Origin of the sequence: Bacillus crepusculi (genome assembly GCF_014764715.1) — a bacterium.
Lineage (GTDB): Bacteria > Bacillota > Bacilli > Bacillales > Bacillaceae > Bacillus.
Map to the genome: position 1 here is coordinate 1 of NZ_JACXXE010000004.1, position 14,534 is coordinate 14,534.

At 41.3% G+C, this 14,534-nt stretch carries 12 protein-coding genes, 7 tRNA genes and 1 pseudogene; 4 read left to right on the top strand and 16 right to left on the bottom strand.

Translation table 11 applies throughout. The features are described from left to right. Window positions 1-46 precede the first annotated feature (46 nt). From IEE86_RS09085 to IEE86_RS09095, 3 genes are all read right to left on the bottom strand, one after another. Window positions 47-940 (bottom strand): alpha/beta hydrolase, encoded by an 894-nt coding sequence (locus IEE86_RS09085; RefSeq protein WP_191096933.1) that lies wholly within the window; start codon window positions 938-940, stop codon window positions 47-49. A gap of 195 nt (window positions 941-1,135) precedes the next feature. Beyond that, complete coding sequence (locus IEE86_RS09090) at window positions 1,136-2,575, bottom strand: DHA2 family efflux MFS transporter permease subunit (protein ID WP_191096934.1); 1,440 nt, start codon at window positions 2,573-2,575, stop codon at window positions 1,136-1,138. A gap of 73 nt (window positions 2,576-2,648) precedes the next feature. Next, window positions 2,649-3,227, bottom strand: a complete 579-nt coding sequence (locus IEE86_RS09095; RefSeq protein WP_191096935.1) for a TetR/AcrR family transcriptional regulator — start codon at window positions 3,225-3,227, stop codon at window positions 2,649-2,651. Between the two features lie 223 nt (window positions 3,228-3,450). Between IEE86_RS09095 and IEE86_RS09100 the strand changes: the two genes are divergently transcribed. Both IEE86_RS09100 and bglS read left to right on the top strand, forming a co-directional pair. Continuing rightward, the gene (locus tag IEE86_RS09100) at window positions 3,451-4,164 is read left to right on the top strand and encodes an alpha/beta fold hydrolase (RefSeq protein WP_191096936.1); all 714 of its coding nucleotides are present in this window, start codon (window positions 3,451-3,453) and stop codon (window positions 4,162-4,164) included. Window positions 4,165-4,402: 238 nt separating this feature from the next. Continuing rightward, a complete protein-coding gene (gene bglS, locus IEE86_RS09105) occupies window positions 4,403-5,134 on the top strand; it encodes a beta-glucanase (RefSeq protein ID WP_191096937.1) in 732 nt (243 codons plus the stop codon). 81 nt (window positions 5,135-5,215) lie between these two features. Here the strand turns inward: bglS and IEE86_RS09110 are convergent, their stop codons facing one another. Then, window positions 5,216-5,617 (bottom strand): MerR family transcriptional regulator, encoded by a 402-nt coding sequence (locus IEE86_RS09110; protein ID WP_191096938.1) that lies wholly within the window; start codon window positions 5,615-5,617, stop codon window positions 5,216-5,218. Window positions 5,618-5,881: 264 nt separating this feature from the next. Here IEE86_RS09110 and IEE86_RS09115 point away from each other — a divergent pair, with 264 nt between their 5' ends. Together IEE86_RS09115 and IEE86_RS09120 are read left to right on the top strand one after the other, a co-directional pair. After that, window positions 5,882-6,931: an NAD(P)-dependent alcohol dehydrogenase gene (locus IEE86_RS09115; RefSeq protein WP_191096939.1), complete on the top strand. Its 1,050-nt coding sequence runs from the start codon at window positions 5,882-5,884 to the stop codon at window positions 6,929-6,931. A 392-nt stretch (window positions 6,932-7,323) separates the two neighbouring features. Next, window positions 7,324-7,785 carry a CarD family transcriptional regulator gene (locus IEE86_RS09120; protein ID WP_191096940.1) on the top strand — a complete coding sequence of 154 codons (462 nt, stop codon included), beginning with the start codon at window positions 7,324-7,326 and terminating at the stop codon, window positions 7,783-7,785. A gap of 296 nt (window positions 7,786-8,081) precedes the next feature. Here the strand turns inward: IEE86_RS09120 and IEE86_RS09125 are convergent, their stop codons facing one another. The 12 genes and pseudogenes from IEE86_RS09125 to lpdA form a co-directional block, all read right to left on the bottom strand. Next, window positions 8,082-8,285, bottom strand: a complete 204-nt coding sequence (locus IEE86_RS09125) for a cold-shock protein (protein ID WP_003214229.1) — start codon at window positions 8,283-8,285, stop codon at window positions 8,082-8,084. Window positions 8,286-8,571: 286 nt separating this feature from the next. Beyond that, window positions 8,572-9,078, bottom strand: a pseudogene (locus IEE86_RS09130) (GrpB family protein). A gap of 224 nt (window positions 9,079-9,302) precedes the next feature. After that, window positions 9,303-10,097 (bottom strand): alpha/beta fold hydrolase, encoded by a 795-nt coding sequence (locus tag IEE86_RS09135; protein ID WP_191096941.1) that lies wholly within the window; start codon window positions 10,095-10,097, stop codon window positions 9,303-9,305. A gap of 184 nt (window positions 10,098-10,281) precedes the next feature. Continuing rightward, a tRNA-Leu gene (locus IEE86_RS09140) sits at window positions 10,282-10,365 on the bottom strand. A 47-nt stretch (window positions 10,366-10,412) separates the two neighbouring features. Continuing rightward, window positions 10,413-10,495: transfer RNA gene (locus IEE86_RS09145), tRNA-Leu, on the bottom strand. Window positions 10,496-10,502: 7 nt separating this feature from the next. Beyond that, window positions 10,503-10,578 (bottom strand) — tRNA-Lys (locus IEE86_RS09150). A 31-nt stretch (window positions 10,579-10,609) separates the two neighbouring features. Continuing rightward, window positions 10,610-10,684: transfer RNA gene (locus IEE86_RS09155), tRNA-Gln, on the bottom strand. A 16-nt stretch (window positions 10,685-10,700) separates the two neighbouring features. Further along, window positions 10,701-10,772: transfer RNA gene (locus IEE86_RS09160), tRNA-Glu, on the bottom strand. Window positions 10,773-10,781: 9 nt separating this feature from the next. After that, a tRNA-Ser gene (locus IEE86_RS09165) sits at window positions 10,782-10,872 on the bottom strand. A 4-nt stretch (window positions 10,873-10,876) separates the two neighbouring features. Beyond that, window positions 10,877-10,951, bottom strand: a tRNA-Asn gene (locus IEE86_RS09170). A gap of 221 nt (window positions 10,952-11,172) precedes the next feature. Next, entirely contained in the window at window positions 11,173-13,020 is a 1,848-nt protein-coding gene (locus IEE86_RS09175) for a sigma-54-dependent Fis family transcriptional regulator (RefSeq protein WP_191096942.1), read from the bottom strand. Between the two features lie 117 nt (window positions 13,021-13,137). After that, on the bottom strand, window positions 13,138-14,517 hold the full coding sequence (gene lpdA, locus IEE86_RS09180) for a dihydrolipoyl dehydrogenase (RefSeq protein ID WP_191096943.1): 1,380 nt from the start codon (window positions 14,515-14,517) through the stop codon (window positions 13,138-13,140). Between the last annotated feature and the right edge of the window lie 17 nt (window positions 14,518-14,534).

Below are 14,534 nucleotides of genomic sequence, written 5' to 3' on the forward strand. Positions count from 1 at the left end.
AGCACAGACCCGCTGGGTTCTGTGCTTTTATCTCAATGTTTCTTTCTTATTCAAACGCCTTTTTCAATTGATCACTCATGAGATGCCAAGCTTCTTCAGCTATTTCTAAATCTCCGGCATGCGTGAAGGCGTGAGGGACTCCTTTAAACTGTCTGTACGTGACGTCTACCCCTGCTTCTTTTAACTTCTCCGCATATTGTTCGGCTTCTTGAGCTAGCGAATCTCTTTCAGCTGTGATAACGAGAGCTGGTGGCAATTGTGCCAAGGATGAACGATCGGCGAAGATTGGAGAAACGAGCGGATTGTGCGGATCTTGGCCTTGCAGATAGAAGGCATTAAAGAGTCTTGCCATTTCAACAGGGATCGCTTCTTCAAATGCTGGCTTTTGCGCTGGATCAGTGGCTAAATCAAGTGGCGGATAATCAAGCACTTGATAGACAATCGGGAGTGGATTCTCTTTTTGAATATTTAAGAGACAAGCAGCTGTTGCCAAGTTTCCTCCTGCGCTATGCCCGCCAATGGCTATTGCTTTGGGATCTATTTGAAGCTCATCAGGGTGTTCATACAGCCACTTCAGGACATCGTAGCATTCATGAAGAGCGGCTGGAAAAGGGTGCTCTGGCGCAAGTTGATACTCGACATTGACGACGATACATTGCGCTCGGTCTGCAATGACCGGACACCAGTGGTTATCCATTTCAGCACTGCCTAGGATAAATCCCCCACCATGTAAATTCACAAAAACGGGAAGCGTCTGCTTTGATGTGTTGACCGGCTTAAATACCCATACCTTTGTTTCGCCAGCACTAGTTGGAATGTCATATTCCATTTTGTTCACTTCGGGAGGATGGACTGGTTTTAGTTCCGATTGACTCGGTAATGAACCTTCAGCTGGTTGACGTAATGACGCTGCGATTTTGATTTGCTCTTGTAAGTTCATGATCTCAGTCTCCTATCTTATTCATTTCTTCTTAACTCATTCGTTACCTCTTCCTCTTTTCCTTCAACTTGATGAGAGACACATTATATTCAGTTCACTTTTTATCTATCTCCCCACTTTCATCCTCTTTGAAACAAGCATACAGCAAATAAAAAAAGCACTGCGGCGCTAAGTCCTCAGTGCTTTTCATCTATTTTATGAAACTTGCTGTTCTACCTTCACTCGTTTAATGAAGAAAGCGATAATCAAACCAATGACGGTCATGATCACAGCAAAGATAAATGCATGTTGGACGCCATTTGTAAAGGCGAGCAGCTGATTCATCGGATTTGCAGGATCAGCCACATTTTCCATAAAGCTGCGGGTTCCTGATGAAAGGATCGAAATACCGACCGCAGTACCAATGGCTCCTGACACCTGCTGCAATGTATTCATAATCGCTGTACCATGCGGATATAGCTCTGGCGGCAGCTGATTTAATCCATTTGTTTGTGCAGGCATCATGATCATCGCGATGCCGACCATTAATGTAATATGAAGGGTCACAATGTATCCAATCGATGTATTCACACTTAGATTGGTGAAACCTAACATCGTCGCTGCGACGATCGCAAGACCTGGAATCACAAGCCATTTCGGCCCAAACTTATCAAATAAACCACCCATGATTGGAGATAGCAGACCGTTGATAATTCCACCTGGCAATAGCATTAAACCTGCTGTAAAGGTCGTTAGTGCCAAGGATGTTTGCAAATACAATGGCAAGATCATCATAGCAGACAACATCACCATCATGCACACTAAGATCAGTAGTAACCCAATGACAAACATCGGATATTTAAACGGGCTTAAGTTCAGCATCGGTTCCTTCATATTCAACTGTCTGAGAGAGAATACAAGAATCCCAATGACACCTACTACAATTGCAACGATCACATGCATACTGCTCCAGCCGCCGCCTTCACCGGCACTACTAAAGCCATACACAATTCCTCCGAAACCAATGGTTGAAAGCACAATCGATAAGATGTCGATTTTCGGTCTTGTTGGTTCTGTAATATTTTGCATGAAAATAAAACCAAAGACAAGTGCAGCAATTAATAGCGGAAGTGAAATCCAGAAAATCCAATGCCAAGTCAGCGATTTCAAAATAAGACCAGAGACTGTTGGACCAACAGCTGGTGCAAACATGATCACAAGACCTATAATCCCCATAGATCTGCCTCGTTTATGAGGCGGGATGATCACCAAAATCGTATTGAACATCAATGGAAGAAGCAATGCTGTTCCGATTGCCTGTACGACACGTGCCACCATTAAAATACTAAAGACTGGTGCAACCGCGGCAATAAATGTTCCGATGATCGAAAATATCAAGGAAGTCATGAAAAGCTGTCTTGTTGTAAACCACTGAAGAATGAGTCCTGAAATTGGTACGAGAATACCAAGTGTTAATAAATATCCTGTTGTCAGCCACTGAGCGGTCGTCGCTTCAATTCCAAAGTCTAACGTTAAGCTTCTCAGTGCCATGTTTAGTGCCGTTTCACTAAAAAGACCAATAAATCCAGCTGTGATAAATGAAATAATAATGGGCAGTGTCCTAATATCAGACGCTGCTGTTTGCTGTTTGTTCATATTAAGTTGGCTCCTTTTCTTTTTTCAGTTTAGATGAACCATAGGAAGTCAGTCTGGACAGAAATGAGCCACTTCAATGTCTATTGAAAACAGATAAAATCTGTTTTTCTGCAGCGAATTGAGCGATTTTTTCGATTGAATAACCAGATTCATGAATATAAAACATGAGTTCAGGCGTCATCGGCGAGGACATACAAAGTGTGGTCAGCTCAATATCCTGTATGTTCGCTTCCCCTTTTTCATCTGCTTCTTCCAGCAAATCACGAATCATTTGCCTAAGCGATTGACTATAATGACAATCATACACTTTACTCGTCTGCTCTAAATTCCCAGAAATCGTGAGCATCCGAATCCAGTCTAAGTGATGACCGACGATGAGATGGATCTCCTCAAGAACATAACGCAAACGATCACGAACAGGTTGATCACTTATTTTGCTTAAGTAAAGATGCAAAGCAGGGATCAGTCGTTCAAACCTCTCTCCAAGTATAGAAAGACACAAATCACTTTTATTTGCATAGCGGCGGTAAAGTGTTCCTTGCCCAATACCCGCAGTTTTCGCAATTTTATGCATGCTGACATTTTCTACGCCAAACTCCTGAAACAAGGAAAAAGCGATCTCTTCAATTTCCTTCCCAATATCCCTTTCCATGATGCCTCACCTTCTTTACCTTCATCCACATTGCACTCATCTCTATGTGTTAAATCAAAACTCTTTAGGGTTTCATTAGGACAATTGTCCCGATATTATCTTACGGACAACTGTCCGCTTTGTCAATCATTCTTTTTGCGTAGATGTCTTTTATTTAGAATTGTTTGACGAACCTCCATCGTGTAACTATAATAGTTACATCAAATAAGTAGAGGTGATGGAATTGAATACATTCATATTTGTTCATGGTGCCTTCCAAGGTAGCTGGTGCTGGGATGATATAAAGGCTTCTCTCCAAGAAAAAGGTCATTCCGTGGTTGCCATTGATTTACCAGGCAGCGGTGAAGATGTCACACCCCCGCAAAACATCTCTCTGAAAAGCTATGTAGAAAAAGTCGTTTCCACGATTGAAAAAATAGACCACCCTGTCATTTTAGTTGGACACAGCATGAGCGGAATGGTCATATCACAAGTAGCAGAGGACATACCAGAGAAGATCAAAAAACTTGTATACGTCTGCGCATTTGTTCCCGAGAACGGTCAGGCCATCAGTGATATCGCATCAGGTGGTCCTAAAGCAACCTTTGATGAAAAGGATCAGACCATCACATTAATTGAAGAATTTATTGCGGAGGATATGCTCAACGAAAGTTCAGAGGAAGACCTGCAAGTGTTTAAAAAGAACATCCGGCCTCAGCCTGTTAAGCCTTTTGAAGATCAAGTCACACTGACAGATGAACGCTTTGGAAGCGTTCCTAGTGTCTATATTGAGACAACAAATGATCACTCCATTCCGGTTGACTTGCAGAGACGCATGTATGCGACTAGACCTTTTGAGCGCATCTATACCCTTGACGCTGATCATTTCCCTTTTTACTCACGAAAGAAAGAGCTTGTGGACTGTTTAGTAGATATTGCCATCACAGCCTCAAAGTAAATGCATGTTAAAGAAGAGTCAATAAAAAAGATCAAAAACTCAACCATCATGGCATGAGCTTTTGAGCTTTTGATCTTTTATCTGTTTATCCCTCTCTCTAGTAAATTTCCATAAAATAAGAGAAGAATATAGTAAAACATCCTTTTTAATATCATAAATTAGACCGATTTTCCATTATGAAAGAATCATGTATCATCAATAAAGAAAACGCTTTCAAAAAGGAGAGGAGATTGCCTTCATGTCTTACCGTGTGAAACGAATGTTGCTGCTTCTTGTCACTGGATTATTCATGAGTTTGTCCACATTTACTGCGGGTGCCTCGGCACAAACCGGTGGATCGTTTTATGACCCCTTTAACAACTATAATACCGGGCTATGGCAAAAAGCCGATGGGTACTCGAATGGAAACATGTTTAACTGTACGTGGCGTGCAAATAATGTGTCCATGACATCATTAGGTGAAATGCGTTTATCGCTTACAAGTCCCTCCTATAACAAGTTTGACTGCGGGGAAAATCGCTCCGTTCAAACATACGGCTACGGGCTTTATGAAGTCAGCATGAAACCAGCAAAAAATGTAGGGATCGTTTCTTCGTTCTTTACTTATACGGGTCCAACTGATGGAACACCTTGGGATGAGATTGACATCGAATTTCTAGGAAAAGATACCACAAAGGTACAATTCAACTACTATACCAATGGTGTAGGAAATCATGAAAAAATCGTCAACCTTGGTTTTGATGCAGCAAATTCTTATCACACATATGCGTTCGACTGGCAGCCTAACTCGATTAAATGGTATGTCGATGGACAATTAAAGCATACGGCCACCACTCAAATTCCTCAAACGCCAGGAAAAATTATGATGAACCTGTGGAATGGTGCAGGTGTCGATGAATGGCTCGGCTCCTACAATGGTGTTACACCGCTCTATGCACATTATAACTGGGTGCGTTACACAAAAAAATAACCTCATCATAAAACCTGTGACATGTCACAGGTTTTTCTTTATCTCTTTCCAGGCGTGAATGGAATAAAGATGGCTATGCATTTAAATAGAACTGGTTTTGAGCTGATGAGCCAGTTTTTTCTCATGACTGTGGATAATATCTTCATAACTTTCTATTTTGAAATCTAATCGTTTAATCGTCTCTTCAATTTCCTTTTGTTTGTCTAAAAGTCTTTCTCGTTCATTGACCAAAATACTTTTCCGTGAAGACAATGTATGATCATCGCCCTCAATAAATAAAGCTGTATATTCTCTAAGCGCATCGATTGAGAGACCTGCACTTCTCATACATTTGATAAATTCAATCCATTGAATATCATCCTCTGTATAATCACGGATACCGTTTTCGTCACGTCTGATTGGCCTAATTAAACCGATTTTTTCGTAGTATCTAAGCGTCGCAGCAGATAAATCGAGCTGCCTGGCGGCTTGTGCTATTTTCATCGTTTTCACCCTTCTCCTCTTTCCTTCACCTGACCATGTCATGTGAATATGAAGTCAATCTTTTCGAAAGCGATCCCCCTTTTCTCATCATCTTCATTTTAAGAGAGAAGACAAGATGCTTTTGGCACAATTTGATTTTTTCTTTTCCTAACTAAGGTGATACAAAAGGCTGAATTTGCTGGAGCCCACCTTGACTTAGAGTTCACTTTAAGACGTACAGTAGAGGGGAAGAAATGAATTTCACTTTTGAAAGGATGATCATGAATGTGCCAGACACACCACACTCACGTTTTAAGTGTTTCACATGCAAAAGCAAACTTTGAACGGACAACCATTAAACGAAGAGCGCTTCGTCCACATGATATTTTAATTGATATTCAATTTAGCGGGATCTGTCATTCAGATATCCACAGTGCCTTCGACGAATGGGGAGGCGGCATTTTCCCAATGGTTCCAGGTCATGAGATTACTGGGGTTGTTGAAGCTGTAGGTGATGCTGTCACGAAGTTTAAGATAGGAGATCGTGTCGGAGTCGGCTGTTTTGTGGATTCCTGCGGCACCTGTGAATATTGCCAAAATGGAGACGAGCAATATTGCGTGAAAGGAGTCGTCCAAACCTATAATAACCTCGACTATGACGGAAATCCGACATATGGCGGCTACAGTCAAAAGATTGTTGTGACAGAACGATTTGTCGTCAGCATTCCTGACCAACTTCCCCTTGATGTCGCAAGCCCTCTTCTTTGCGCCGGGATCACTACTTATTCTCCGTTAAAGCACTGGAATGTAGGGCCTGGCAAAAAGGTCGCCATTGTCGGGATGGGCGGACTAGGCCATGTGGGAATTCAATTCGCACGCGCACTTGGCGCTGAGGTCACTGTGTTAAGCCGCTCTTTGAATAAAAAAGAAGAGGCACTGTCATTTGGTGCAAAAGACTATTTTGCCACAAGTGATCCTGATACATTTAAAACACTATCCGGTCAATATGATCTCATTCTAAATACAGTCTCTGCCAATATCAACGTGGACGCTTATTTGTCCTTACTTCGCGTGGACGGAACCTTGGTGAATGTCGGTGCACCACCTAAGCCAGATCAATTCCACGTCTTTTCATTAATCACCGGCCGGCGCAGCATCGCAGGATCACTCGTTGGAGGCATTCAGGAAACACAAGAAATGCTTCATTTCGCAGCTGCTCATAGCATTGCGCCACAAATTGAAGTGATCAACGCAAATCAAGTCGATGAAGCCTACGAACGCGTACTCAAAAGTGATGTGCGCTACCGCTTTGTCATAGATATTTCAACTTTATGATTGAATTTCATTTTGAAAGGCTAGCCCCATTGGCTAGTCTTATTATATGTCGCTATTTTCACGATGTCCTATGAACTGATTCAGGGATGATATACAGTTTACGTACGAGCTGAAGTGTAGAGGTAAGATGGTGGATATCCTGTTTAAAAGTTTATTAATTTTAGTTACCCTATTTTTCTTATTGCGTTGATTCTCAAGGGGTATGTTCAAAACTTGCGCAATAAAATTAAAAAGCTGCATTTAAATTGTAAATTTTTACAAAATAATCCCCTCTCGATTTGACTAAAATTTGTTGACAAAAAATAAATAAACATGTTATTATTAAAAATTTGATTATTTCATCTATATATGTGGTATCCTTAAAGTAGATACAATATATGGAGGTGGATGATATGTTTCAAATTGGTGATAACATTGTTTATCCAATGCACGGAACAGGTATAATTGAAGCCATAGAAGAAAAAGAATTCTCTAATGAGAAACAACAGTATTATGTGATTAAAATGTCAATCAGTCATATGAAAGTAATGATTCCAACCCGGAAAATATCGGGTTCACGTATAAGACCTGTTACAGATATACTCGCATTAAAGAATGTGATGCACATCTTCCAGCATGGCGAATCAGACAAATTACTGACGTGGAAAGAGCGGCATACCATTAACACGAACAAAATAAAAACAGGTAACATCCAGGACGGTGCTGAAGTTGTACGTGACCTTATGCGTATGAAGAAAGAAAAAGCACTAAATGCAAGTGAAAAGAAAATGCTGGATCATGCCTATGAATTTTTGCTTAGTGAACTGGAAGTCATCAAAGGGATTACAGAAAAACAAATCAAAAGTTTCTGTTAAGGATCTCTACCCCTCTTTTTTCTTATGGCATTCCTCACCATCTTTGAATACATGTTTTCTAAGAACATATTTCCACTCTTCATCTAACGAAAGAAAAAGAATTTATTTAAGCAAATTCCGCATTTTGTAAACCCGATGTGCTATACTGTTGATAAACCTTTGAAGCATGAATTTTTTTACGATTACCTTGTAACATCTCCCTACTTGCACGTTGAGTAGGGTTTTTTATTGAAAAAATAAGTGAACGCATAAAAAAACAGGCCCTCTATAGAGAACCTGTTTTTAGAAAATGAAGATTAAGCAGTTTTTTGAACGTTAGCAGCTTGAGCTCCACGAGAACCTTGCTCAACGTCAAATGTTACTTTTTGACCTTCGTCTAAAGATTTGAATCCGTCACCTTGGATAGCTGAGAAATGTACGAATACATCGTCGCCTTCTTCACGTTCGATAAATCCAAAACCTTTTTCTGCGTTAAACCATTTTACTGTACCTTGTTCCATGTTTGTTGCCTCCTAGTGCGTTACCACACAATGTATTATACTATCCTTGCCCAAAGTATCCTCAAGACGAAAAGTCTTTCTTCATGCTATCCTTTACGCCGAACAAAAATAATTAATCTTATTATAGCATGATTCGGAAATAATTGCAATTTAGGATTTAAAAGAGCACCAAATGTGCTATGGTAACACTAATAAGACAGAGATTTAATGATGAAACGTTCATTTAGCTATGTTAAATCATTTGTGCATAAAAGCAGTTTTTTTCAGCATGAAAAGAAATCTTTATCTAAATTCTCTCTAAAATCGACTGAACAAAGTTAGTTTTTCCCTCGGCATATTTGTGTTTGTCATTTTTATTTAAACTAGATAGGTTCAGTTTGAGCTGCTCGTACTCATTTCTTACTAATTCGTTACTTCTTAAGTAATCCCTGAAATTTAACTGTTCAAGTAAATATCTATTGCCTGTTTGATACATATGGATTTGGTGAGTACGTGGTTCTCCTTTGTTGAAATAGTGTCTTTCAGGTAAAACATTGGTTCCTCTATATGAATAACCAAGCTCTCGCAAAGCTGTTACACCCTGTTTCCCGTAAAGAAAACAATCTATTTATACCGCAATATCAATAATGGGTTTCGCACTCAAACCATTAACTGCTGTACTTCCAATATGATACACATTCACTGTATACTGACCAATGACCTCTTCTATTCGTTTCTTTTCCCTTTCAAATTCTTTGCTCCATTCAGCAGACCAAGGAAGTAAAAAAACTTCCCCTCTTGGCAATCCAAGCATAAGCTCAATCCCACCTTATCATTTCATTGTTTAGTTGGAAATTTCATCCCAACCTAATAGTTTGAAACCTTTCGATCGATTAGAACGACATTTATTATAAGATAACTCAAACAAAAAGCCCACTCACATAAGATGAGTGGACTTTCTTGTTTAGAAACTATAAAAATCATTAATACAGCACGAACCCGAATCAAGAAAACTTCTATTTATACAAAGGTGTACAACTACATATTTTCCGACTCAAATCTGTTTAACCAGTTATGGACTAATGAGTTAAATACATCGGGTTGTTCGATTTGCAGGTTGTGGCCAGCCATATCAAGCACTGCAAAAGTTGCCCTTGGATAGTCTTCGATCAGCCGCCACGCATCTTGATATCCGACGACATTGTCCTGACGCCCTGTAATAATGAGCGTAGGATACTGAAATTCAGAAGAAATATCGAAGGTATAGCCATACCCATTTTGAAGAATGGTATTGATGAATTCATGATTTGTTTGTTTAGAAGGAAGGTAAATTTCATCGCGAAATCTTTCCCATTCCGTTTTTCCTTGCACAACTGCCATGGAGCAAAATTCATCCGTCTCCTCGGGAGAGAGCTGTGATATCAAGCTACTGTCACTTTTTAGAACGATCTTCTCTGGCACGACTCTTTTATCGAATACAGGTATAGTCATTGGGGCCACAAGCAGTAAGCCACGAACGATTTCCCGGCGTGAATGAACAATACCTCTAGCTATGTATCCTCCATATGAATAACCACAAACAATAAACTGTTCATTAGGGATTATCTCGTCCAAAAGATGCAATACCGCTTCTAACATATCATCAGAATTCTGAATGGACGGATGCGGCTTGGAACGTCCCATCCCCGGTAAGTCTATGTATATTCTTTTCAAACCGCTTTGTTTTTCAAATACCGGTTCCAATGCATGTAACATCACTTGATGGTCAAGTGTCCAACCATGCAATATCACGATCGGAAATCCCTCTCCAATGACTTTATGGTAAATTGACAAATTTATTCCCTCTTTCCCAGCAATCTCAATATTTTAGCACAATTTTAGCAAAATTCCTGTTCATCTGAGCTTGGTCAGTTAAATAAGAGTTGATTTTGACAATCGCAAACTGTCAGATATGTCCGCCATATCGCTTCGAAAGCACAAAAAAACCAAAGGTTCATAGACCTTTGGTTTCCTCAGATGCGGCCGAGAGGACTTGAACCTCCACGGGTTATTCACCCACTAGGCCCTCAACCTAGCGCGTCTGCCATTCCGCCACGACCGCGTGTATGAAGTGCTCATCATTCATAAGTGCACTGTTTGAAAAAACAATGCGGGTGAAGGGACTTGAACCCCCACGTCATAAAGACACTAGATCCTAAGTCTAGCGCGTCTGCCAATTCCGCCACACCCGCGTGACAATGGTGAGCCATGAAGGACTCGAACCTTCGACCCTCTGATTAAAAGTCAGATGCTCTACCAACTGAGCTAATGGCTCATCTGCTATGCAGAAAAACAAATATAAAAAATGGCTGGGCTAGCTGGATTCGAACCAACGCATGACGGAGTCAAAGTCCGTTGCCTTACCGCTTGGCTATAGCCCAACGAATCGAAAAAACATGACCCGTACGGGATTCGAACCCGTGTTACCGCCGTGAAAGGGCGGTGTCTTAACCGCTTGACCAACGGGCCATAAAATGATGGCGGAGAAGGAGGGATTTGAACCCTCGCGCCGCTTGCGCGACCTACACCCTTAGCAGGGGCGCCTCTTCAGCCACTTGAGTACTTCTCCATTTTGGCTCCGCAGGTAGGACTCGAACCTACGACCGATCGGTTAACAGCCGATAGCTCTACCACTGAGCTACTGCGGAATAATAAGACATGTTTCATTATATCTATGCCAGAAAAATGTGTCAAGAATTTTTAGTGTTTCATCCCTGTCTCATTTGCGACGGCTTTTACAATTTAACATATACTAATATAACAGTCAAGCCTTTTTCCCTTCCTTTTTGTTTTCTGTTGATACATGGCAGAAAGACCCCGATCTCTCGAAGGAAACCAGAGCCTTCTTGATGTTGACACCCTTATGGATTTACGATAGATTAAATTTTTGCATCCACTTATAAAAAGTGCTTCTAGGCACCCCCGCTAACCTTGCTGCTTCTGACACATGACCTTTCGTTTTTTGCAGTGCTTCTATCATCATCTGCTTTCGAATCTGTTCCCTATATGTTAGTTCTTTTGAAATCTCTTGACCCTCTGCTGGATACTGCTTCTTTTTTTTCTGGTCAAGTGCATCTAATACCTCAGCATATTGAGAGGAACCAATCCTTCCTCCTTCAGGAAACAACACCCTGATATGTTCAAAAAGATTAAAAAGCTCTCGTATGTTTCCGGGCCAATGATACTCCTGCAACTTCTGAAAAAATGATTCAGGGAACTTCGCTTTCCATTGGTGTTTCTTTTGATAATAACAGTATAAATCAGGGATGTCTTCCTTTCTCTCCCTGAGTGGCGGGATGTTGATTGGATAGACATGAAGACGGTAATATAAGTCTTCTCGTATTTTCCCTTCCTTCAGCAGTTCGTTCATATTACGGTGTGTCGCTGTAATGATTCGAATATCCAAAGGGATTTCATGCGTCCCGCCGAGCGGCACGACTTTCCTTTCTTCTATCACCCTAAGAAGCGCTACTTGCATCGTATATGGGATTTCGCCAATTTCGTCTAAAAAGAGTGTTCCTTTATGAGCTTGTTCAAATTTCCCTTTTGCCCCATGGCGTTTCGCCCCTGTAAAAGCTCCTTCAACATAGCCAAATAATTCGCTTTCTAATAGGCTCTCAGGTATGGCACCACAATTAACAGCAACAAATGGTCCTTTATGCCTTTCACTTGCTAAGTGAATCGCTCTAGCAGCCAGTTCTTTCCCTGTACCTGTTTCTCCCCAAATAGATACATTTGCATCTGTTTGTGCCGCTCGCTTCATTTCGCTGAGCGTCTGTTGAAATACCTGACTTGTTCCAGATTCCCCGGGAAATTGAGCAAAAGAAACGGTGATGTTGCTTTTTGCTGCTTCTTCAAGCGAAAAAGACATGCCCAGCATCTTTCCGTCTTGCTCCGACTGAATGATCTGCTTGTCCCTTATCGCAAATGATTCCCCCATAAGCCGCTCGACATCCATTCCGTACCAATCTGAATATCGTTCTCTAATCGGCCTGCTCGCAAAAACAATCTGCTTTTTTTCATTACAGACAACATACGGTTCATCCGCTTCCACCTGCTGGAGACTACGGCTGATCAGTTCCATCTCTTTCCGTTTTTGTTGAACTTGAATTTCTCTTTCTATAGCATAAGCAACTGTTGAAGCCATTCCAAGCATAAAAGGGTGCCTGTTATCCGCCATACAGGAGATATCAATCACCCCTATGATCGTACCGTCTGCATCACGGATAGGGGCAGCTGAACAACTCCAATGGTGGGAAGCGACAGAAAAATGCTCCGTTCCGTTTATCGTCACAGCCTCCCCGATGACCAGTGCCGTTCCAATAGCATTCGTCCCTACATCTGTTTCGGTCCAGCGTGCGCCCTCCATAAAATTAATTTTTCTTGCTTCTACCATCGTCCTTTGGCTACCTGTCAGACTGAGCACATAACCGTCTGCATCAATGAGTAAGGCCATCATGTCAGATTCTTTTAATTGCTGACTGATTTTATTTAAGTAGGGAAGAGCGGTATTTAGAAATAATGAATATTTCTTTTTTTGGGCACTGAATAATTCATTTTCTAACAACGACTGACCTTTATCTAAATACGGATTTACATTTGCCTGTTTACATCTGTGCCATGACTCCATCACTCTCTTATTCAGACGTGACCTATCTAGCAAACCTTCACGAACAAAACGTTTCCATGTATTTAAATAGCAAGGCGTCGGATTCATTCCATCCTCTCCTCTGGGGGCTTTTTATTCATTATAGTTAATTATAAAAGCGCTTTCAATTCACATTGGCTAACCCAAGAAGTCATCAGGATAGATGTTAAGATGTATGTTTCTTTTTTAGCAGTGCACCGCTCGTTCATTTATTTGCAGCAAGGCTTCGTGAATCGCCTCTGAAAGTGTCGGATGTGCTGCCATATATTGCTCTAATGTATCAACGGTCAACTCTGTATGCATCATGACTGCTGCTTGTCCAATCAATTCTGTTGCATTCGGCCCGATAATGGATACTCCTAAAATCTCTTGGTAATGCGGTTCTACAATGACTTTCACCTGACCGACCGGTTGATTTAAAATCAATGCTTTTCCATTTGCAGAAAATGAAAATTTCCCTATTTGAATATCCCCATATTGATTTCTAGCTTTCTCTTCATTTAAACCAACACTGGCGATTTCTGGGGACGTATAGATACATCTTGGAATCACTTGTTCATTCACCTTTACATCTTCGCCTGATGCATGTGATGCAGCAATTGTTCCTTCATGAAAAGCAACGTGAGCAAGCTGTACGCCTCCTGTGACATCCCCGCATGCATATATATGGGGGAGATTGGTTTGCATATGGTCATTGACCTTGATCCCGTTCCTGTCATATTCAATGCCAATCTGGTCTAGATTCAACTCTCCAAGCCGCGGCTGTCTGCCAATTGCTACTAAACAAAGATCAGACTTGATTTCACACCGCTCACCATGTTTTCTCTCAATCATCACTTTCCTTGCGTTTGAATCAAGCTGCTTGACGACAGCCGATGTCAAAATGTCCACACCTGCTTCTTCAAGTTGATCGTGAAGACATTGTGCAATATCGTCATCTTCTTCAGGTAAAATGTGTACTGACTGTTCAATCATGACAACCTTTGTCCCCATTCTGCTAAAGATGCTTGCGAACTCGCAACCGATCACCCCTCCCCCAATGATACAAAGCGAATCTGGTATCGAAGACAGCGACATGGCATCCTTGCTGTGAATCATCCATTCCCCGTCAAAAGGTGCAAAAGGTAAAGCAGCAGGTGCTGCCCCTGATGCAATGATGATTTGTTTTGCTTGAATGATTTCAGATCTCCCTTCACGTTCTATCAATAGCTCATGCGCCGATAGAAATGATGCCTTCCCATTCAACACGCTGATTTTGTTTTTATTCATCAAGTAACGAACGCCATCTGTCAGCTGCTTGACGACTGACTGCTTCCGTTTTTGAACGCTATCCCATTGGATAAAGGGCTTCTTCCCTGGAAGTTCAATTCCAAAATGTGCAGCTGACTTCACATGCTCGTACATATCGGCGCTTTGCAAAAGCGATTTGGTTGGGATACAGCCTTCATTGAGGCAGGTACCCCCTAGCTGACCTTGATCAATTAACACAACCTCCCTGCCTAAACGGGCGGCTGTTATTGCCGCCACATATCCTGCAGGCCCGCCTCCTATAATGACCAGTGACATGGTACTTTCACCTTCTT

Bases quoted from the DNA above. Each gene is read 5' to 3' on its own strand.
- IEE86_RS09085 (WP_191096933.1), bottom strand. From the start codon at position 940: ATGAACTTACAAGAGCAAATCAAAATCGCAGCGTCATTACGTCAACCA.
- IEE86_RS09090 (WP_191096934.1), bottom strand. From the start codon at position 2,575: ATGAACAAACAGCAAACAGCAGCGTCTGATATTAGGACACTGCCCATT.
- IEE86_RS09095 (WP_191096935.1), bottom strand. From the start codon at position 3,227: ATGGAAAGGGATATTGGGAAGGAAATTGAAGAGATCGCTTTTTCCTTG.
- bglS (WP_191096937.1), top strand. From the start codon at position 4,403: ATGTCTTACCGTGTGAAACGAATGTTGCTGCTTCTTGTCACTGGATTA.
- IEE86_RS09110 (WP_191096938.1), bottom strand. From the start codon at position 5,617: ATGAAAATAGCACAAGCCGCCAGGCAGCTCGATTTATCTGCTGCGACG.
- IEE86_RS09115 (WP_191096939.1), top strand. From the start codon at position 5,882: ATGTGCCAGACACACCACACTCACGTTTTAAGTGTTTCACATGCAAAA.
- IEE86_RS09120 (WP_191096940.1), top strand. From the start codon at position 7,324: ATGTTTCAAATTGGTGATAACATTGTTTATCCAATGCACGGAACAGGT.
- IEE86_RS09125 (WP_003214229.1), bottom strand. From the start codon at position 8,285: ATGGAACAAGGTACAGTAAAATGGTTTAACGCAGAAAAAGGTTTTGGA.
- IEE86_RS09175 (WP_191096942.1), bottom strand. From the start codon at position 13,020: ATGAATCCGACGCCTTGCTATTTAAATACATGGAAACGTTTTGTTCGT.
- lpdA (WP_191096943.1), bottom strand. From the start codon at position 14,517: ATGTCACTGGTCATTATAGGAGGCGGGCCTGCAGGATATGTGGCGGCA.